Raw genomic sequence first — 20,089 nt, 5'->3', positions numbered from 1 at the left:
GTGCCCGGGTGGGTGCGGCGGAACCCGTCGTGGGTCCGCCGGTCCCGGAGTGCGGCGGAGGTCAGCCGGCGAGGATCTCGCGGGCCAGCTTCGCCGTCTCGGTCGGGGTCTTGCCGACCTTGACGCCGGCGGCCTCAAGGGCCTCCTTCTTCGCCTGCGCGGTGCCGGAGGAGCCGGAGACGATGGCGCCCGCGTGGCCCATCGTCTTGCCCTCGGGCGCCGTGAAGCCCGCGACGTAGCCGACGACCGGCTTGGTCACGTTGTCCTTGATGAAGGCCGCGGCCCGCTCCTCGGCGTCGCCGCCGATCTCACCGATCATCACGATCAGGTCGGTGTCGGGGTCGGCCTGGAAGGCGGCCAGGGCGTCGATGTGGGTGGTGCCGATGATCGGGTCGCCACCGATGCCGACGGCCGTCGAGAAGCCGATGTCCCGCAGCTCGTACATCATCTGGTAGGTCAGCGTGCCGGACTTCGAGACCAGGCCGATGCGGCCCGGCTTCGTGATGTCGCCCGGGATGATGCCGACGTTCGACTGACCGGGCGTGATGATGCCGGGGCAGTTCGGGCCGATGATGCGGGTCTTGTTGCCCTTCTTGCCGGCGTACGCCCAGAACGACGCCGTGTCGTGCACGGCGATGCCCTCGGTGATCACGACGGCCAGCGGGATCTCGGCGTCGATCGCCTCGACGACGGCGTCCTTGGTGAACTTCTCCGGCACGAAGATGACGGAGACGTTGGCGCCGGTCTTCTCGATGGCCTCGGCGACCGTGCCGAACACGGGTACCTCGGTGCCGTCGAAGTCGACGGAGGTGCCCGCCTTGCGCGGGTTCACGCCGCCGACGACCTCGGTGCCGTCACCCAGCATCAGCTTGGTGTGCTTCTGCCCGGTGGCGCCGGTCATGCCCTGGACGATGACCTTGCTGTCCTTGTTGAGCCAGATAGCCATGGTGTGTTGGTGTCCTCGTCCTGAGTGCTTACTTGGCTGCGTGGGCCAGCTCGGCAGCCTTGGCAGCCGCGCCGTCCATCGTGTCGACACGCTGCACCAGCGGGTGGGCGGCGTCGGTGAGGATCTTGCGGCCCAGCTCGGCGTTGTTGCCGTCGAGGCGGACGACGAGCGGCTTCTCGACCTTCTCGCCGCGGTCCTCGAGGAGCTTCAGGGCCTGCACGATGCCGTTGGCGACCTCGTCACAGGCGGTGATGCCACCGAAGACGTTGACGAAGACGGACCGGACGTCCGGGTCGCCGAGGATGATCTCCAGGCCGTTCGCCATGACCTGGGCGGAGGCGCCACCGCCGATGTCCAGGAAGTTGGCGGGCTTGACGCCACCGTGGTTCTCACCGGCGTACGCGACGACGTCCAGGGTGCTCATGACGAGACCCGCGCCGTTGCCGATGATGCCGACCTCGCCGTCGAGCTTGACGTAGTTGAGGCCCTTGGCCTTGGCCGCGGCCTCAAGGGGGTTGGCCGCGTCCTTGTCGTGCAGTTCCTCGTACTCGGGGTGCCGGAACTCGGCGTTCTCGTCGAGCGACACCTTGCCGTCGAGCGCGAGAACCTCACCGGAGGCGACCTTCGCGAGCGGGTTGACCTCGACGAGGAGGGCATCCGACTTGATGAAGGTGTCCCACAGCTTGACGAGGACGTTGGCGACCTTGTCGGCGACCTCGGCCGGGAACTTGGCCGCCGCGACGATCTCGCGGGCCTTGGCCTCGTCCACACCGTCGATGGCGTCGATCGGGGTCTTGGCGACGGCCTCCGGTCGGGTGGCAGCCACCTCCTCGATCTCCATGCCGCCCTCGACGGACGCGATGGAGAGGAACGTGCGGTTGGCACGGTCGAGGAGGAAGGAGACGTAGTACTCCTCGACGATCTCCGGGGCGGTCTCGGCGATCATCACCTTGTGGACCGTGTGGCCCTTGATGTCCATGCCGAGGATGTCCGTCGCCCGCGCGACGGCCTCGTCCGCGGAGGCGGCCAGCTTGACGCCACCGGCCTTGCCGCGACCACCGACCTTCACCTGCGCCTTGACGACGGACTTGCCGCCCAGACGCTCGGTGATCTCGCGCGCCGCCTCAGGCGTGTCGATGACTTCACCGGCCAGCACCGGTACATCGTGCTTGGCGAAGAGGTCCCTCGCCTGGTACTCGAACAGGTCCACGCGCTTCCGTCCCTATCAGTGATCTCGCGGTTCGTTGGATGCGTGGGCGTGCCGCGAAGGGCAACGTGACGTCCGCATGGGTCACAGGGGAAGCGCACACGGTGTCCGAGGGCGCGGCATGTCCGCCTCGCAGGTTATCTCTGGTTTAAGGAGGCCCCTAAATCGCGAGTCACACCTGAGCGGTGATACCTGTCACATGATGCCGCGCGAGCTGGCACGCCGTGCCGGTTCGGCGGCCCCGGGGAAGGGCCTCACCGGGTGGGGTCGACCCGGTGAGGCCCTCTGGCGCAGCCCCGAGGGGCCGGAGCGGGGGTCCCCACCCCAGGGGGACCCCGCGCTCGTTTCCGCGACCTGCCGAACCGGGCGGAACGACGGCTTTCGCCCACCCGGACCGGGCTCACGGAGCTTCTGGGAGGTGGAGGTCGATCGCGGGGGGATCGCGGGGGATGGATCGCGGGGGGGATGGATCGCGGGGAGGGATCGCGGGAGAGGGAGGGGCGGGCGCGAGGGTCAGCCGCGAGGGCGGGGCGCCGGCGTCTGGCCGCCGGGGGCCTTCGCGCGGGCGGCACGGGTGGCCTGGATGACCCGGGCGGCGGCTATGCCCTTGAGGCCGAGACCGGGGCGGGGGCCGGGGGCGGGGGCGCCCTCGGCGGGCGCGAGGGTCGGTGTCCTCGTCGGGGTCTTCGTCGGTTCCGGTGTTTGTGCCTGTGCCGGTGCCTGCGCCGTCGTCGTCATCACGTCCGAGACGACCGCGCGGGCGGCCCGAGCGGCTCTGGCACCCAGGATGACCTGGGCGGCGGCGGTCCCCTTGGAGCGACGACGGCTGTCGTCGAGGCGGGGGCCGTCGTGGAGGCTGGGGGCGTCGTGGAGGCGGGGGACGTCGTGGAGGCGGGGGGCGTCGTGGAGGCGGGGGCCGAAGTCGGCGCGGGGGCTGACGTTCTGGCGGAGACCGTCGTTCAGGCGGATGTCGTCGTTCATGGCGTACGTCAGATCCTTGGCTCGCGAAGGGGTTCGGGGCATTTCCGACGTCCCCGCCCGCCCTCGGCCCGGCCCGCGCGAGCGGAACGGGTGGTCGAGGTCGGCCGACAGGACGCCGGGCGAGAAGAAATGCCTGCCCTAAGCGGGGGAGACGGGAATGTCCCGGTACCGGTTCCGGATCTCGGCCACGTCGTGCCGCGCGGCAGCACCGGGCACCAACCGCACCGGCGCGAGACGGTCCACGACGACGGCATGCGCGTCACCGTGCGACTGCCGTGAACCGGCGCCGTCGACGACCGCACGGCTGCCCAACGCACCACCCGGCTCCCCGCCCGGGGCCCCGCCGGGCGCCCGCCGGACCGGCGCGTACTCGGCACCGGCGCCCCGGTGCCCACCGTCCCGCGCCACCCGCCGCGCCGTGTCACCGCCGCCGACCGCGAGAACCGGCCCGTACGCCACCTGACGTCCCTCGGCACCGGCCGACGCCGGGTGCCCGTGCCGCTCCCCCGCCACGCGCCCCGGATCACCGGCCTGCGGCTGCGACACCGACGGGGCCTGTCCCGGCAGTCCCGGAAGCCACGGAAGCGCGGGGAGGCTCGGCGAGGTGGGCAGGGTCGGCGGCTCGGACGGCGCCGGCAACGAGGGCGACGACGGGAGGCCGGGCGGTGACGGCAACGTCGGCGGCGTCGACTCCGACGGCGGCGTCGGGAGGGTGGGCCACGCGGGGAGGCCGGGCAGGGAAGGGAGCCCAGGGAGCCCGGGAAGTGCGGGGAGCCCGGGAAGTGCGGGGAGTGCGGGGAGCGACGACAGCGGGGGTATCCCGGTGGTCACCCCCGCCGTGACCGCTCCCGTGACCTCCGCCAACCCGTCCAGCACCGTGGTCACCGCATCGCCGACCGGCGACGACGGCAACGGCCGTGCCGGTGACGGTGCGGGCGTGGGTGTGGGTTTGGGTGTGGGTGTGGGGAGCGTGGTCGGCCTGGCGGGCGCGTCGGTCGTCTGCGGCCCGGCCCCTTCGACGGCGTGCGGCATCACAGGCCCGTCCGCCGCCCGCGCCTGCTCCCCGCAGAGGAACCCCAGCGCGAACAACCCGCCCACCAGGAGGGCGACATACAGCACACGCCGTCCCGCCGCCACGCGCCGCACGCGCGCCACGGCACCGGAGAGAGCGGCTGTCGAGGTCAAGGCGGGCGGACCCTCCAGTGGGACGAACTACGCCGAAGACGCCGAAGACGTAGAAGACGTAGAAGACGATGGAGAACGATCGGAGACGGCCCGAAGATGATCGGAGACGATCCGAGACGTCAGAAGACCAGGGTGCGGGCTCAGCCTCGCACGACCCTCCCGAGGGTGCGCAAGCCCGCCGTTACCGATGGGTAGCCATGTCCGTGTTTGGGCCCGTGCCCCCAGTCAGCAGGTCGACAAATCACCTGCGGACCGGGGGCGTCGGGATACCGGAGTGTCAGGGTGTCCAGGGCGTCCAGGGCGTCCAGGGAGCGCTCAGACGCTCTCCGGAACCGGCAGTGGCCGCTTCTCGATCGCCGCCGCCATCACCTCCGGGAAGAGGTCGGGCGTACAGGCGAAGGCCGGTGCCCCGAGCGCGGCCAGCGCGGCCGCGTGCTCGCGGTCGTAGGCCGGCGCCCCTTCGTCGGAGAGCGCGAGCAGCGCCACGAACTGCACGCCCGACGCCTTCATCGCCGCCACCCGCTTGAGCATCCCGTCCCGTATGCCGCCCTCGTAGAGGTCGCTGATCAGGACGACCACCGTGTCCGCGGGCCGGGTGATCTGCGACTGGCAGTAGGCCAGCGCCCGGTTGATGTCCGTGCCGCCGCCCAACTGCGTGCCGAACAGGACGTCGACCGGATCGTCCAGCTGATCCGTGAGGTCGACCACCGCCGTGTCGAAGACGACGAGTCGCGTGGAGATCGTCCTCATGGAGGCGAGCACCGCTCCGAACACCGAGGCGTACACCACCGACGCCGCCATGGATCCCGACTGATCGATACAGAGGATGACCTCCTTCTTGGTGGACTGCGAGGCCCGCCCGTACCCGATGAGCCGCTCCGGCACGATCGTTCGGTACTCGGGCAGGTAGTGCTTGAGGTTGGCCGCGATGGTGCGGTTCCAGTCGATGTCGCGGTGGCGCGGCCGGCTGACGCGCGCGCTGCGGTCGAGGGCGCCGGTGAGGGTGGCCCTGGTGCGGGTGGCGAGCCGCTTCTCCAGGTCCTCGACGACCTTGCGCACCACCGCCCGCGCCGTCTCCTTCGTCGTCTCCGGCATCACCTTGTTGAGGGAGAGCAGCGTGCCGACGAGATGGACGTCGGCTTCCACCGCCTCCAGCATCTCCGGCTCGAGGAGCAGCGTGGACAGCCCGAGCCGGTCGATGGCGTCCCGCTGCATCACCTGGACGACGGAGGACGGGAAGTACGTCCGGATGTCCCCGAGCCAGCGCGCCACGGACGGCGCCGACGCCCCGAGCCCCGCCGACCTGTCCCGTCCGGCCCGCTTGCGCCCCTTCTCCTCCCCGTTGCCGTAGAGCGCCGCGAGCGCCCCGTCCATCGCGACGTCCTTCCCGGTCAGCGCGCATCCGGTGCCGTCGGCCGCCTCTCCGCCGAGCACGAGCCGCCAGCGCCGCAACCGCTCCCGCGCGACGTCGTCCACGTCGCTCCCGAGGCTCCGGTCGGCGAATCCGCCCCCGTCCGTCCCGTGGACTTCGCCGACTCCGCCGGCCCGGTCTCTCCCGTCGACTCCACCGACTCCGCCGGCCCGGTCGCTCCCGTCACCCGATCGTGCCGCCGCCATAGGCTCCGTTGTCATGTCTCCACCCCCATCAAGCCGCCGTCACCGCTCTCCACCCGCACCATCGCCCCGGCGCCGTCTCCGTCGCCCTCTCCGCTCCCGCCTTCTTCTCTCTCTCCGTCCGCTCCCCCGGCGGTCAGTCCCAACAGCAGCCGCACGACCGGCAGTACGGCGTCCGCGCGTCCGGGGTCGAGGTCGGGGGCGAAGCCCGGGACGCCCTGCGCGGTGGTCGTCGTCCGCCCGGTGCGGCCTGGGCCGCGCTTGACCAGTTCGCCGAGGGTGCGACGCACCCCGGACTCGTACGCGGAGAACGTGCGCCGCAGCAGCGGCAGTACGTCGGTGAACGCCTCCGCGGGCACCGCCGTCAGCCAGGCGTCGACCAGGCCGAGCAGCCGTTCGTCGTGGACGAGGAGCATCCCGCCGCCCGAGCCGCCGCCGACGAACCCCTCGATCCACGCGGCGGCGTCCGCGGGCGCGGTGCCGGGCGACAGCACGAGGCCCATGAGCCGCGCCGCCTCCTCGGACGCCAACTCCCCTTCGTCGAGCAGCAGTCGGACGGCCCGGCCGCGGATCACCCCGGGAACGGTGTCCCGCGCGCACAGCACCCGCAGCACCCCGCGCCACCGCGCCCGCAACGCGCCCCCGTCGACGCCACTGCCTCCGCCGCCCGCGTCTTCCGCCCCGCCGGCCACACCGGCGCCGTCTCCGCCTTCCGCCCCACCGGCGCCTTCCGCCTGGGTAGGACCACTCGCGCTGTCCTCACCCTCCGTCCCATGCGCACCGCCCATCCCATGCGCACCGCCGGTCCCATGCGCACCGCCGGTCCCACTCGCACCTCCCGTGTCGCCGAGCAGACCGACCGCTCCGTGCACCGCGTCGACATGGCGGCGCATCTCCTCGGCGGCGTCGGCGTCGAGGGCGGCGCAGGCCGGGGGCAGGCCGACGAAGATCCGCTCGGCGAGTCCCGCGGCCACCTCCGCCAGCGCGCCGGTTTTGGTGCCACGCACATCGCCGTAGCGCAGGGAGCGGACCAGGGCCGGAAGCGCCTGGGCGAGCTGCCCGACGTCGGTGTCGAGGGCGGCGCGGTCGGTGAGGACCCGCATCACCACGGGCAGCGCGTCGGGCAGTTCGGCCAGCAGACAGCGCTCGGCCAGACCCGTGACCTCGGCGAGGCCGGGCGCGGCGACGGCGTCCGCCTCCGCCTTGGCCGTGGCGGCGGCGAGCACCGTCGTGCCCCACACCCCGGCCTCGGCGACCCGCACCGCCGACTCCGGTTCCCAGCGCAGTCGCCAGGTCTCCCTGAAGGTGCCCGTGCTGCCCCGCGAGGCCACCGGCTCGCCCCAGTCGACGCCCAGGAGCCGCAGCCGGTGCAGCAGCCTGCCGCGCTCGGCGTCGATCTCCTTGCGCAGGTCGAGCTCTATCTCCCGCTCCAGCGCCTCAGGCTTGAGCCGCAGCCTGCGCCGGATCCGGTCGAGGTCGCGTTGCAACGGCACCGCGGGCGCCCCTTCGGGCACCTCTCCCATGACGTCCCCGACCACCAGCCGGTCGTGCACCAGGGCCAGCGGGACGTCCGACCCCTCGCACATCACCGCGCGTACCGCGTCGGTCGTCTCGCCGAGGCCGGGCAGCGGGCGACCGCGCATCGAGGCGAGCGTCTCCGCCAGCCGGACCGCCTCGATGACGTGCGCCGAGGACACGATCCGGTCCTCGTCCCGCAGCAGTCCCGCGACCTTGGTCATCCACCGCTCGACCGGCCGGTCCCGCACGCCGAACAGATGGCCGTACCAGCCGGGCGAGGCGATGCCCGCGCCGTAGCCGCTGGCCCGCGCCAGCCTGCGGTGGGTCCACGGCACCCAGGTCATGTCGGTCTTGACCTTGGGCAGCCCCTTCAGGAGGGCCCGGTCGGCGGCCACGGACGGCCGCGACCGCAGCGCGGGCACATGCCAGGCCCCGCACACGACGGCCACGCCGTCCACCCCGAACTCGCGCTGCGCGGCACGCAGTTGGAGCCGCATATAGGCTTCGCGGACGAGGTCCCGCTCGTGGCCGCCGCTGCCGTACACCTCCCGCAGCGCGCCCATGGCCTCCTCCAGGACGAGGAACGGCGCGAGCGCGTCACCGTCCGCCGGTCCCCGGTGCTCGACGACGTCCTCCCACCAGCGCTCGGGGTCGTCGTACCCGGCGGCGTCGGCCAGGACGGCGAGCGGGTCGAGGCGGACCCGCCCAACGCCGTCCCCGCCGCCGGAACCATCGCCGCCCCCCGCCTCGGAGTGAACGTCGCCATCCGCCCCGGAGCCGGCGCCTGTCCCCTCCTCGGAGTCGGCGCCTGTCCCCTCCTCGGGGCCGGCCTCGTCGGCCTTCTCCCAGGCCAGGGTGTGGGTCGCGGGCAGGTCGATGAACCGGGCCGGGACTCCCCGCTCCAGGGCCCAGCGGAGGGCGACCCACTCCGGGGAGAACTCGGCGAACGGCCAGAAGGCCGAGCGTCCCGGATCGTCGACCGCGTGGGCGAGCAGCGCGACGGGCGGGCGCATCTCCGCCTCGGCGGCCAGCGGGATCAGCGCGTCCGCCTCGGGCGGCCCCTCGATGAGCACGGTCCGTGGCCGTGCCGCCTCCAGCGCCGCCCGTACCGCGCGCGCCGACCCTGGCCCGTGGTGCCGCACCCCGAGCAGCAGCGGCCGGCCAACCACGCCCGCGCTCCCGTCAGTTGCCACTGAGGTCGCCGAGTTCGCCGTGTCCCCCGCGCCCGTCGTGTTCGTCGTGTTCGTCGCGTCCGGCATGTTCACCACCTCCGTTCCCCGGGCCGCCGGTCACGCGCTCACCTCGCGGCAGGCGCGGTAGAAGTCCGTCCAGCCGTCGCGCTCGCGGACGACCGCCTCCAGGTACTCCTGCCAGACGACCCGGTCGGCCGCCGGGTCGCGGACGACGGCGCCGAGGATGCCCGCGGCGACGTCCCCGGCGCGCAGCACGCCGTCGCCGAAGTGCGCCGCCAGCGCGAGGCCGTTGGTGATGACGGAGATCGCCTCGGCCGTGGACAGCGTGCCGCTGGGCGACTTCAGCTTGGTGCGGCCGTCGGACGTGGCGCCGTCACGCAGTTCGCGGAAGACGGTCACGACCCGGCGGATCTCGGTGGCGCCGTCCGGCACGCCCGGCAGGTCGAGCGAGCGGCCGATCTGCTCGACGCGGCGCGCGACGATGTCCACCTCGGCCTCGACGCTCTCCGGCAGCGGCAGCACGACCGTGTTGAAGCGGCGGCGCAGCGCGCTGGAGAGGTCGTTGACCCCGCGGTCGCGGTCGTTGGCCGTGGCGATCAGGTTGAAGCCGCGCACCGCCTGCGTCTCCTGGCCCAGCTCGGGTATCGGGAGCGTCTTCTCGGAGAGGATCGTGATCAGCGAGTCCTGGACGTCGGCCGGGATCCTGGTCAGCTCCTCGACCCGGGCGGTCATGCCCTCCGCCATGGCGCGCATCACCGGGCTGGGCACCAGGGCGTCACGGCTGGGTCCGTGGGCGAGCAGCCGCGCGTAGTTCCACCCGTACCTGATCGCCTCCTCGGGGGTGCCGGCGGTGCCCTGGACGATGAGCGTCGAGTCGCCGCTGACCGCCGCCGCCAGGTGTTCGGAGACCCAGGTCTTGGCGGTGCCCGGGACGCCGAGCAGGAGCAGGGCGCGGTCGGTGGCGAGGGTGGTGACGGCGACCTCGACGATGCGGCGCGGGCCGATGTACTTCGGTGTGATCACCGTGCCGTCGGGCAGCGTGCCGCCGAGCAGGTAGGTCGCCACCGCCCACGGCGACAGCTTCCAGCGGACCGGGCGCGGGCGGTCGTCCTGCGCGGCGAGTGCGGCCAGTTCACCGGCGAAGGCGTCCTCGGCGTGCGGACGCAGCACCTCCGCCCCGGTCCCGTCCGCCGCCCGCGGGGTCGGGGACGGAGCGGTGCCGCTCGTCGGATTCGCGGGCGCGGAGCCGCTCCCACGTGCTTCGGCGGATGTCGGTTCTGTGGACACAGACATGGCTGAGGCCCCCTCCAGCTCGGCCGGTTCGGATCTGGGACCACCGTGCACCATGCCACTGACAATCCGATCTGACCTGCGGAAACGCTCTCGCGAGGCCGATTGTCAGTGGTGGGTTCTACCTTCGATGTCATGACTCAGCAGGGGGTGCGCTGGACGGCGGATCAGGTGCTGGCACTGGCGCCTGATGCCCCGTCACGCAAAGCGGGAAGCAAACTCGGAGCGGCGGGGCCGTGGTCCGGGGCGGGAACCACGGACGAAGGGGCGGTGTGGGGGCTGTGCAAGGGCAGCGGCAGCAAGCCGTACCAGACGGTCGTCGACCTCGCGGACCCGTCGGGTCCTGCGTACAAGTGCAGTTGCCCGAGCCGCAAGTTCCCGTGCAAACACGGGCTCGGGCTGCTGCTCCTCTGGGCGGGCGACGAGGACGCGGTCCCGGCGGGAGCGCCGCCGGACTGGGCTCAGCAGTGGCTGGAGGGGAGAAGGAGGAAGGCCGAGGAGAAGGCCGCGGACGCCTCGGCCGGGGCGGGTGATCCGGAGGCGGCACGGCGGCGGGCGGAGCGCAGGGCCGAGCGGATCACCGCGGGCGCGACGGAGTTGGAGCAGCGGCTCGCCGATCTGCTGCGCGGCGGGCTGGCGGGCGCGGAGCAGGCCGGGTACGCGCTGTGGGAGGAGACGGCGGCCCGGATGGTCGACGCCCAGGCACCGGGACTGGCCGCGCGGGCCCGGGAGTTGGGGGCGATACCGGCGTCGGGACCCGGCTGGCCGGTACGGCTGCTTGAGGAGTGCGCGCTGCTCCACCTGCTCGACCAGGGTTGGCTGCGGCGCGCGGAGCTGCCCGAGGGCCTCGCGGCGACGGTCCGCTCCCGGGTGGGCCTGCCCGCGCAGGCCGCGGAGGCGGCCGTACGGGACACCTGGCTGGTGCTCGCCCAGTACGACACGGCCGACTCCCGTCTGACGACCCGCCGGATCTGGCTGTACGGCGGGGAAACGGACCGCACGGTGCTGCTCCTCTCCTACGGTGCGGCGGGCCGCGCCCCGGAGCTGGCGCTGCCGGTCGGGCTCGCGCTGGACACGGAGGTGGCCGCGTATCCGGGCGCCGGGCAGTCCCGGGTGGCGCTCGGCCGGCAGTTCGGGCCCCCGTCCCCGACGGACACCAGGCCGCCCGGGGTGACGACGGCCGTGGCGGCGGCCCGTTACGGCCAGGCGCTGCGCGACGACCCCTGGCTCGACTCCGTCCCGGTCACCCTGGGCCGGGTGATACCGACCCCGGACGGCGACACCTGGCAGCTCGCGGACGCCGACGAGGACAACGCCCTCCCCCTCACCCCCGCGGCCCGCTCCCGCCCCGGCTTCTGGCGCCTGGTCGCCCTGTCCGGCGGGGCCCCGGTCAGGGTCTTCGGCGAGTGCGGCCACCAGGGCTTCACGCCACTGACCGGGTGGCCGGAAGGCCCGGGAGAGCCGGTCCGACTCTGCTGACCGACCACACACACCGACACACGGTCACGTCTGAGAGGGGATGTGCATGAAAGCCTCGAACATAACGGGGACCACGGGGACCACCGGCAGCACGGAGACCACGGGCAGCACCGGCAGCACCGGCAGCACCGGCAGCACCGGCAGCACCGGCAGCAAGAACATAAGGACACCGAGCACCAGCACGACCAACGCCACTGATTCCGGCCCCGGCTCCGGCTCCGGGTCCGGGTCCGGATCCGGGTCCGGATCCGGGTCCGGGTCCGGCAGCGCCGATGCCAATACCGGTGCCGGTGCCGCCACCGACTCCACCCCCGCCCCTGCCCCTACCCCCGGCACCGTCCACGCCCAAGCCCCCGCATCCACCCCGACGCCCCCTCCCGGGGACTGGGAAGGGCTCGTCACTGCCGCCCTGCTCGGGACCGACCGGCGACCCCCGCAGGGGCTCACGGCGGCGGCCGGCCGGGAGGCACCGATCGCGCTGCTGGACGCGGCGGCGCTGGAGACCGTTCGGCGGCGGGCCGGGCTGCGGCCGGCCCGCGCGGCTGAACGCCCGGCCCTGGCCCCACCGGAGACCCGCCCGGCGCTGCCCCCGGCCGCGGCCCACCGGCTCGCGCTGCTGCTCGCCGACCGCACCGGCTCGGGCGGCGGCGGACGCCGGGGCACCGCACCGGATCTGGTGGAGCTGCTCCCCCAGTGGCTGGCGTCGGCCAACGCCCACGGCTACGCGGCGCCGGTGCCGTCCCTCCCCGCGCTCCTGGACGCGGCCAGGGGCAGGACGGATCTGCGGCCGGCCGCGCTGGCGTTCGCGGGCCCGCGCGCACGCTGGCTGGCCCGTCTGAACCCCGACTGGCGGTTCGCCCTGCGCACGGCCGCGGCGGGCGAGGCGGCCGTGCCCGGCCCGCAGGACACGGCCCGCACCGAACGCCTCTGGCAGGAGGGCCTGTTCGCGGAACGGGTCGCCGTGCTCGCCTCCCTGCGTGCGCGGGACCCGGACGCCGCACGTGATCTGCTCGTCTCCACCTGGCCGACGGAGCGCGCGGAGGACCGCCTGATGTTCCTCGACTCGCTCCGCGCGGGCCTCGGCCCCTCGGACGAACCGTTCCTGGAGGAGGCGTTGGCGGACCGCAGCCGCAACGTCCGTGCGACGGCGGCCGAGTTGCTGTCGGCGCTGCCGCACTCGGCGCTGGCCGGCCGGATGGCGGCCCGAGCGGGCTCCTGCGTCGCCCTGGACCACACCGCCGATCGCACCCCCGCCCTCGCGGTCGAGGCACCGCACGAGTGCGACGCGGCGATGGAACGCGACGGCGTGGTGGCCAAGGCCCCCAACGGGCGGGGTGAACGATCTTGGTGGCTGGGCCAGTTGGTGGAGGCGGCGCCGCTCTCCACCTGGTCGCCCCGGCTGGGCGGGCGCACCCCGCAGGAGATCGTCGCGCTGCCGGTGGCGGACGACTGGCAGGGCGAGCTGCACGCGGCGTGGTGCAGGGCCGCCGCCCGGCAGGCGGACGCCACCTGGGCGCGGGCGCTGCTCGGCCCGCCGTCCGCCCCCGAGGCCGGTGGTCCTGGCGCGGTGTCGCTGGCGGAGCGGGCGAAGCTGCTGGCCACCCTGGACGCCACCGAACGCGCCCACTGGGTGGCGGGTTTCATAGCCGCGCACGGCCTCTCCGAGGCGTTCCAGCTCCTCGGGGTGTGCGCGGTGCCCTGGGCTCCCCCGCTGGGCCGTGCGGTGGTGGACGCGCTGAACATCGCGCGGGACGCGGGGAGTTACCCATGGAGCTTCAGCGGTGTCATGGGACTGTCCGAGCGCTGCCTCGACCCGTCCGAGGCGTCCCGACTCAACGGCCTCCTGGCCGTACCGGACGAACCGGAGGACGCGTCACCGGGAGCGGTCGGCTACTGGGCGGAGGCGTTCCAGCGCCTGGTGACGACCCTGCGCCTGCGGGCCACGATGGAAGAGGAACTGGAGGGGAGGAGCACGGTCACCGACCTCTGAACCCGAGCCGGTGCGCCACTGATGGGCGGGGCCGACGCGGGGGACACCTGGGGCGGAGCCCCCGGCGCCGCCCACCACGCCCAGCTACGCTCCCCCGCCAGACCGGCCGCGCCCCCCGTCAGGCCGGCTGCCGTACATGGGCCCGTACCCAGTCGACGATCGTCCCGGTGGTCGCCCCCGGCGTGAAGATCTCGGCGACCCCCTTCTCCTTCAGCGGGGCGATGTCCGCCTCCGGGATGATGCCGCCGCCGAAGACGAGGATGTCGGCCGCGTCCCGCTCCTTGAGCAGGTCGATCACCGCGGCGAAGAGGGTGTTGTGCGCGCCGGAGAGGATGGACAGCCCGATCGCGTCGGCGTCCTCCTGGATCGCCGTGCCGACGATCTGCTCGGGGGTCTGGTGGAGCCCCGTGTAGATGACCTCCATGCCCGCGTCCCGCAGGGCTCGGGCGATCACCTTGGCTCCGCGGTCATGACCGTCGAGCCCTGGTTTGGCGACCACCACGCGGATCGGACCGGTTGCGACACCCATCACTGCCTCCATGAAGCGACGACGTCCAAGAAGACGTCCGTCCGTGAAGTGAACGAACGTTATCCACAGCATCCCGCAACCGGCAGTTTCGCGGCGCCGACCGAGGGGGAAATCACACAGAGGGACATGTTCGCAGCGCTCGTTCCGAGTCTCTGCGGCACAAGGGGCCGTATCCGCGTGCGGCACCCGCGCCACAGGGGGAGCAGGCGCGGAGGAAGCCGCCACGAGGTCGCGTCGACCGTCAGCCCCAGACCCTTGGCCCGCACCGTCTCCGCTCGGCTTCCCATGAGGGCACACGGGGGACAGCGCCGTCCTCGGTGCGCCGACAGGAGGTCGGCCATGAAGGTCACCCGGGCGGTGCCGCCCTTGTTCCCGCTCTGTCAGAAGCTGCTGCCCGACCGGCTGGCGGGGCTCTCCCTGACCCTGCTGAAGGCGACCACCCTGGAGCTGGCGATCCTCGTCGGCCACCTTCTCCTCTACCCGTCCGGCATCGTCGCCGAACGCGCCGAGGAGTCGGACCCCGGCCCGCTCCCGCCGGACGGCGCCGCGCGGCTGCCGATCGAGGACCGGCCCCCGGTGGTGCTGCTGCACGGGTTCATCGACAACCGCTCCGTCTTCGTCCTGCTGCGCCGCAGCCTCGCCCAGCACGGCCGCAGGCAGCTCACGTCGTTGAACTACTCGCCGCTGACGTGTGACATCAGGACCGCGGCCGAGCTGCTCGGGCGGCACATCGAGGAGATCTGCGCGCGCACCGGCAGCCCGCGGGTGGACGTCGTCGGCCACAGCCTCGGCGGTCTGATCGCCCGCTACTACGCGCAGCGGCTCGGCGGCGACCTGCGGGTGCGGACGCTGGTCACCCTCGGCACCCCGCACTCGGGCACCCGGGTGGCGCCGTTGGCGAACGCGCACCCGATCGTGCGGCAGATGCGCCCCGGTTCGGACCTCCTGGAGGAGCTGGCGCGGCCCGCGCCGGGCTGCCGTACCCGGTTCGTCAGTTTCTGGAGCGACCTCGACCACCTCATGGACCCGCCGGAGACCGCCCGTGTCGACCACCCCGATCTGCTCGCGCGCAACGTCCGGGTGAGCGGAATCGGACATCTGGCCCTTCCGGTGCATCCGGCCGTCGCGGCCGGCGTCCGCGAGGCCCTCGACGAGGCGGAGTCGGAGACCGGTTCAAGCGCCCGAACAGACGGGCTAACCGTGGCCTGACGTCGAACATTCTTCGAACACAGGGCCAAGCCCGTCCCGCGGTCCGCCGAAAGACGGCCGAATGCCCGTTTCCTTCGAGGGTGAAACCTGCGGAAGATTGTCGCGCCCGTATACCGCCGGGTACAGTCGCCGCACTGCTCTGGCAGCCCCTGTTGTCGAGGCGAAAGAGAAGTTGGTGAACGACCGTCACCCGTCGGGGATACTGACCACCCCGACCCCGGCTTCCGACGCCGACCCGGCACACCAGGCGCCGTACGGCACCCAGGAAGCCCAGTACGGCGACTTCACCCCGTACGGCGGCTACGACACCGGCGCCTTCCCGACCGACGGCCACGGCACGTCGACGTTCGCCGCCGACCCCCTCTTCGGCAGCCTCCCCGGCGACGCCACCGGCGCGTACGACAAGTCGGCCTGGAACACCGGCGGCCACCAGACCCTCCACTACGACGCCTACGCGGCGCAGCACCACGCCACGTACGACACCGGCGCGTACGAGACGACGGCCTGGGGCACCGGGCAGCACCTGTCCGCGGTCCCGCCGCAGACGCACGTCTCCGACGCCTCGGGGCAGTGGGACGCGAGCGGTTGGCTCCAGCCCGACGCCTCCGGCGGCCACGCCGACGGGACCCAGCAGTGGGAGTGGGGCACCCAGACCTTCGAGACGGGCACGTACGACGCCACCCAGTGGAACTCCGACGGCTCGGCCCCCGCCGCCGACGGCGGCCACGACCCGCAGGCGGACGCGGGCTTCGACCAGCAGTCGACCGCCGTCTTCTCCCAGGTCGAACACCCGCACGGCGACGACGAGTTCGGCCGCGCCGAGCACGTCGACCGCAGCGGCTACGACGAACCCGGCCATGAGCAGGCGGATTACGACCAGGGCGGGTACGACCAGGGCGGGTACGACCAGCGCGGTTACGACCGGTCCGGTCACGACGGACCGGGTCACGGATCGTCCGGCTACGACGACGAACCGCACCACGGCCAGACCGGTTACGACCAGACCGGTTACGACCAGGCCGGTCACAGCGAGACCGGGTTCGACGAGGCCGACTACGACCGGCCCGCCGCGCATGACGACGAGGGGCTGACCGCCACCGGTGAACTCCCCGCCTTCGCGCCGCTCCTGGACGACCAGGAGGAGATCGTCCCGGCCGCACGCGCCGCCGGGCGTGCCGCGTCGCGCTCGCGCCGCAGGCCGCCGCCCAAGCGGTCCGCGCTGCTGACGATCGCCGTGCCGTCGGCGTGCGTGATGGGGGTCGCGGGCATCGCCGCCGCGTCGGTGGGCACGCTGACCGGCGAAGGCGAGGCGGCGACCTCCGCGTCGGCGTCGGACGCGCAGCCGGTGCAGCCGTCGACCGCCAACATCAAGCTGGACACCCAGTTGCAGAGCCTCTCCGCCGGTGCCGACGACTTCGCCGACCGGGCGAGCCGCACCCAGGAGCGCATCGACCTCAAGGCCGAGCAGGTCGCCGAGAAGAAGAAGGCCATCGCGGAGGCCGCCCGCAAGGAGCGGCTGCGCCCCAAGTACGCGCTCCCGGTGGCCCAGCGCGGGCTCAGCGCCTACTTCGGCCAGGCCGGCATCAACTGGATGTCGGTGCACACCGGCATCGACTTCCCGGTCTCGTACGGCACCACCGTGATGGCCGCGACCGACGGCGTCGCGCGGACGCAGTGGAACAGCGCCTACGGCAACATGATGATCGTGACCGCGAAGGACGGCACGGAGACGTGGTACTGCCACCTCTCCACCTACCGGGTCGCCTCCGGTACGCCGGTCAAGGCCGGCGACCCGATCGCGTACTCGGGGAACTCGGGCAACTCGACGGGACCGCACCTGCACTTCGAGGTCAGGCCCGCGGGCGGCTCGGCCATCGACCCGCTCCCGTGGCTGCGCAGCCACGGCATCGACCCGACGTAACTCCCGCCCGCGCGGACCGGACGGCCCACCCGCGTCGAGGCGGAGCCGTCCGCGTCCTCCGGCCGGTGGGGACCCCGTCCCCAACCCGCCCGGGTCTCGCGCCGGTCAGAGCTTCTCGACCGGCGCGTACCGCAGCAGCAGCCGCTTCGGCTTGGGGTCCCCGAAGTCGACCGTCGCCTCCGTGTTGGCGCCCGTGCCCTTGACCCCCACCACCGTGCCGAGCCCGAACTGGTCGTGGGTCACCCGGTCGCCGACGGCCAGCGTGACCACCGGCTTCTCCGACGTCCTGCGGGTGGCGAACCCGGACGCACCCGACGCCGAGGAACGGGACCGGGACGACGACAGGGAGCCCGCCACCCCCGACACCGGTCCTGAGGACGCGGGCGCGGTGGCGCCGGTGCGCTTCCAGTCGACGTGCTGGGGCGGGATCTCCTCGAGGAACCGGGAGGGCGGGTTGTACGACGGCTGCCCCCACGCGCTGCGCAGCGAGGAGCGCGTCAGATACAGCCGTTCCCGCGCGCGGGTGATGCCGACGTAGGCGAGCCGCCGCTCCTCCTCCAGCTCCTTGGTCTGGCCGAGGGCGCGCATGTGCGGGAAGACGCCGTCCTCCATGCCGGTGAGGAACACCACCGGGAATTCGAGGCCCTTCGCGGTGTGCAGGGTCATCAGGGTGATGACTCCGGAGCCGTCGTCCTCGTCGGGGATCTGGTCGGAGTCGGCGACCAGCGCGACCCGTTCGAGGAAGGCGGCGAGCCCGGCGGGCGTCTCGCTCTCGGTGTCGCCGGTCTCCTGCTCGAACTCCAGGGCGACGGCGGCGAGTTCCTGGAGGTTCTCGATGCGGGTCTCGTCCTGCGGGTCGGTGGAGGCCTGCAACTCGGCGAGGTAGCCGGTGCGTTCGAGGATCGCCTCAAGGACCGTGGCGGGCCCGGCACCGGAGTCGACGATCGTCCGCAGGTCCTCCATCAGCGTGTTGAACCGCTTGACGGCGTTGGTGGAGCGGGCCGCCATGCCGTACGCCTCGTCCACCCGGCGCAGCGCCTGCGGGAAGCTGATCTTCTCGCGCTGGGCGAGGGCGTCGATCATCGCCTCGGCGCGGTCGCCGATGCCGCGCTTGGGCACGTTCAGGATGCGGCGCAGCGGGACGGAGTCCTCCGGGTTGGCCAGCACCCGCAGGTAGGCGAGGACGTCCCTGACCTCCTTGCGCTCGTAGAAGCGCACGCCGCCGACGACCTTGTAGGGCAGGCCGACGCGGATGAAGATCTCTTCGAAGACCCGGGACTGGGCGTTCGTGCGGTAGAAGACGGCGACGTCGCCGGCCTTGGCGTCGCCCGCGTCGGTGAGGCGGTCTATCTCCTCGGCGACGAACTGCGCCTCGTCGTGCTCGGTGTCGGCGACGTAGCCGGTGATGCGGGCGCCCGCGCCCGCGTTGGTCCACAGGTTCTTGGGGCGGCGGGACTCGTTGCGCTCGATGACGGCGTTGGCCGCGGACAGGATCGTCTGGGTGGAGCGGTAGTTCTGCTCCAGGAGGATCGTCGTCGCGTCCGGGTAGTCCTCCTCGAACTGGAGGATGTTGCGGATCGTCGCGCCCCGGAAGGCGTAGATCGACTGGTCGGCGTCACCGACGACGCACAGCTCGGCGGGCGGCAGGTCGTGCTCGGCGGGCGGGACGTCCACCGGGTGCTCGGAGCTGCCGACCAGCTCGCGCACCAGCGCGTACTGGGCGTGGTTGGTGTCCTGGTACTCGTCGACCAGGACGTGCCGGAAGCGGCGGCGGTAGTGCTCGGCGACGTCGGGGAAGGCGCGCAGCAGGTTGACCGTCGTCATGATCAGGTCGTCGAAGTCGAGGGCGTTGGCCTCGCGCAGCCGCGACTGGTACATCGCGTAGGCCTGGGCGAGGGTCTTCTCGAAGCCGTCGGCGGCCTGGGCCGCGAAGTCCTCCTCGTCGATCAGCTCGTTCTTCAGGTTGGAGATCTTGGCGCTGAAGGACTTCGGCGGGTAGCGCTTGGGGTCGAGGTCGAGATCGCGGCAGACCAGCGCCATCAGGCGCTTGGAGTCGGCGGCGTCGTAGATCGAGAACGACGACGTGAAGCCGAGTTTCTTGCTCTCGCGGCGCAGGATGCGCACGCACGCGCTGTGGAACGTCATCACCCACATGGCGTTCGCGCGGGGGCCGACGAGCTGCTCGACGCGCTCCTTCATCTCGCCCGCGGCCTTGTTGGTGAAGGTGATGGCGAGGATCTGGCCGGGGTGCGCGTTCCGCGCGGCCAGCAGGTAGGCGATGCGGTGGGTGAGCACCCTGGTCTTGCCCGATCCCGCGCCGGCCACGATGAGCAGGGGGGTGCCGGCGTGCACGACGGCCTCCCGCTGGTTCTCGTTCAGCCCGTCGACCAGGGCCGCCGGGTCGAGCACCGGGCGGGGGGCGCCGTCGCGGTAGTGGGCGTCCCGTTCCGGGGGCACGTCGAACTTCCCGGCGAACAGGTCGTCCGGGATCGACTCCGGAGCGTGCTCGTCCTCGGGCGGTGGCGGGGGTTCCTCGTCGTGCCCGCGGGGGGTCTGGAGGTTCGCCAGGAAGCTGTCGTCAAAGAGGCTGCTCATCGCTCTCCGAGTCTAGGCCGCCCCACTGACAGCCCGCCGCCGCCCTGAGAAGATCCCGGGTGCGGGCGGCGGTGCGGACGCCCTCCGCGACCGTCCGCGACCGGCCCCTCACGTGCGGCGACGGCGGATCGGGGAGCCTCGCCAGGTCACGAAAATGTATCGGGCATATCGGCCATCAACCTTCACAGGGGGCACACGAGTTGGCTACCGTTCCCGGCAGGCCGCACGACCCCCACCGGCGAACGTCGCCGGGCCGCGCGGCCTCCGCCGAGTCCGGGGCGCCGCCGCGCGACCGGAGCCGGGGACCCACCGATCCCGGGGTGAATCGGTCCGCAGCCCCCTGGGGGCAGGATCCGTAGGGCAACCCTTCCTCACCACCCGCCCGAACCCGACAGCTAACTCGGTAGGCGGAGATCGGAAGGAGTCGCCACT

12 protein-coding genes and 1 riboswitch are annotated in these 20,089 nt (G+C 72.9%); of the genes, 4 read left to right on the top strand and 8 right to left on the bottom strand.

From position 1 onward, the window contains the following. Positions 1-61 precede the first annotated feature (61 nt). The 6 genes from sucD to DDJ31_RS23435 all read right to left on the bottom strand — a co-directional run bounded on the left by sucD (position 62) and on the right by DDJ31_RS23435 (position 9,937). Positions 62-946 (bottom strand): succinate--CoA ligase subunit alpha, encoded by an 885-nt coding sequence (gene sucD / locus DDJ31_RS23460; RefSeq protein ID WP_127178405.1) that lies wholly within the window; start codon positions 944-946, stop codon positions 62-64. A 28-nt stretch (positions 947-974) separates the two neighbouring features. After that, positions 975-2,156 (bottom strand): ADP-forming succinate--CoA ligase subunit beta, encoded by a 1,182-nt coding sequence (gene sucC, locus DDJ31_RS23455; protein WP_127178406.1) that lies wholly within the window; start codon positions 2,154-2,156, stop codon positions 975-977. A 510-nt stretch (positions 2,157-2,666) separates the two neighbouring features. Further along, positions 2,667-3,134, bottom strand: a complete 468-nt coding sequence (locus DDJ31_RS23450) for a hypothetical protein (protein ID WP_127178407.1) — start codon at positions 3,132-3,134, stop codon at positions 2,667-2,669. Between the two features lie 1,500 nt (positions 3,135-4,634). Continuing rightward, complete coding sequence (locus DDJ31_RS23445) at positions 4,635-5,795, bottom strand: VWA domain-containing protein (RefSeq protein WP_127178408.1); 1,161 nt, start codon at positions 5,793-5,795, stop codon at positions 4,635-4,637. A gap of 152 nt (positions 5,796-5,947) precedes the next feature. Beyond that, positions 5,948-8,710, bottom strand: coding sequence for a DUF5682 family protein (locus tag DDJ31_RS23440; protein ID WP_431027432.1), 2,763 nt, complete (start codon positions 8,708-8,710; stop codon positions 5,948-5,950). 30 nt (positions 8,711-8,740) lie between these two features. Then, positions 8,741-9,937, bottom strand: coding sequence for an ATP-binding protein (locus DDJ31_RS23435; protein WP_127178409.1), 1,197 nt, complete (start codon positions 9,935-9,937; stop codon positions 8,741-8,743). A 132-nt stretch (positions 9,938-10,069) separates the two neighbouring features. Here DDJ31_RS23435 and DDJ31_RS23430 point away from each other — a divergent pair, with 132 nt between their 5' ends. Both DDJ31_RS23430 and DDJ31_RS23425 read left to right on the top strand, forming a co-directional pair. Then, positions 10,070-11,413, top strand: a complete 1,344-nt coding sequence (locus DDJ31_RS23430) for an SWIM zinc finger family protein (protein ID WP_127178410.1) — start codon at positions 10,070-10,072, stop codon at positions 11,411-11,413. Between the two features lie 46 nt (positions 11,414-11,459). Next, positions 11,460-13,403, top strand: coding sequence for a DUF5691 domain-containing protein (locus DDJ31_RS23425; protein ID WP_240678103.1), 1,944 nt, complete (start codon positions 11,460-11,462; stop codon positions 13,401-13,403). Positions 13,404-13,521: 118 nt separating this feature from the next. Here the strand turns inward: DDJ31_RS23425 and DDJ31_RS23420 are convergent, their stop codons facing one another. Further along, entirely contained in the window at positions 13,522-13,932 is a 411-nt protein-coding gene (locus DDJ31_RS23420) for a cobalamin B12-binding domain-containing protein (protein ID WP_127178411.1), read from the bottom strand. A gap of 339 nt (positions 13,933-14,271) precedes the next feature. Here DDJ31_RS23420 and DDJ31_RS23415 point away from each other — a divergent pair, with 339 nt between their 5' ends. Continuing rightward, positions 14,272-15,141, top strand: coding sequence for an esterase/lipase family protein (locus tag DDJ31_RS23415; protein ID WP_127178412.1), 870 nt, complete (start codon positions 14,272-14,274; stop codon positions 15,139-15,141). Between the two features lie 175 nt (positions 15,142-15,316). Then, positions 15,317-17,062 carry a M23 family metallopeptidase gene (locus DDJ31_RS23410; protein ID WP_164784909.1) on the top strand — a complete coding sequence of 582 codons (1,746 nt, stop codon included), beginning with the start codon at positions 15,317-15,319 and terminating at the stop codon, positions 17,060-17,062. Between the two features lie 105 nt (positions 17,063-17,167). Here the strand turns inward: DDJ31_RS23410 and pcrA are convergent, their stop codons facing one another. Next, positions 17,168-19,657, bottom strand: a complete 2,490-nt coding sequence (gene pcrA / locus DDJ31_RS23405) for a DNA helicase PcrA (protein ID WP_127178414.1) — start codon at positions 19,655-19,657, stop codon at positions 17,168-17,170. 269 nt (positions 19,658-19,926) lie between these two features. Continuing rightward, a riboswitch (cyclic di-AMP (ydaO/yuaA leader) is annotated at positions 19,927-20,082 on the top strand. Positions 20,083-20,089 lie beyond the last annotated feature (7 nt).

Source organism: Streptomyces griseoviridis, assembly GCF_005222485.1.
GTDB classification, from domain to species: Bacteria; Actinomycetota; Actinomycetes; order Streptomycetales; family Streptomycetaceae; genus Streptomyces; species Streptomyces hintoniae.
Note: the sequence above shows the minus strand (reverse complement) of the source record. Positions and strands in the feature narration are given on the sequence as shown.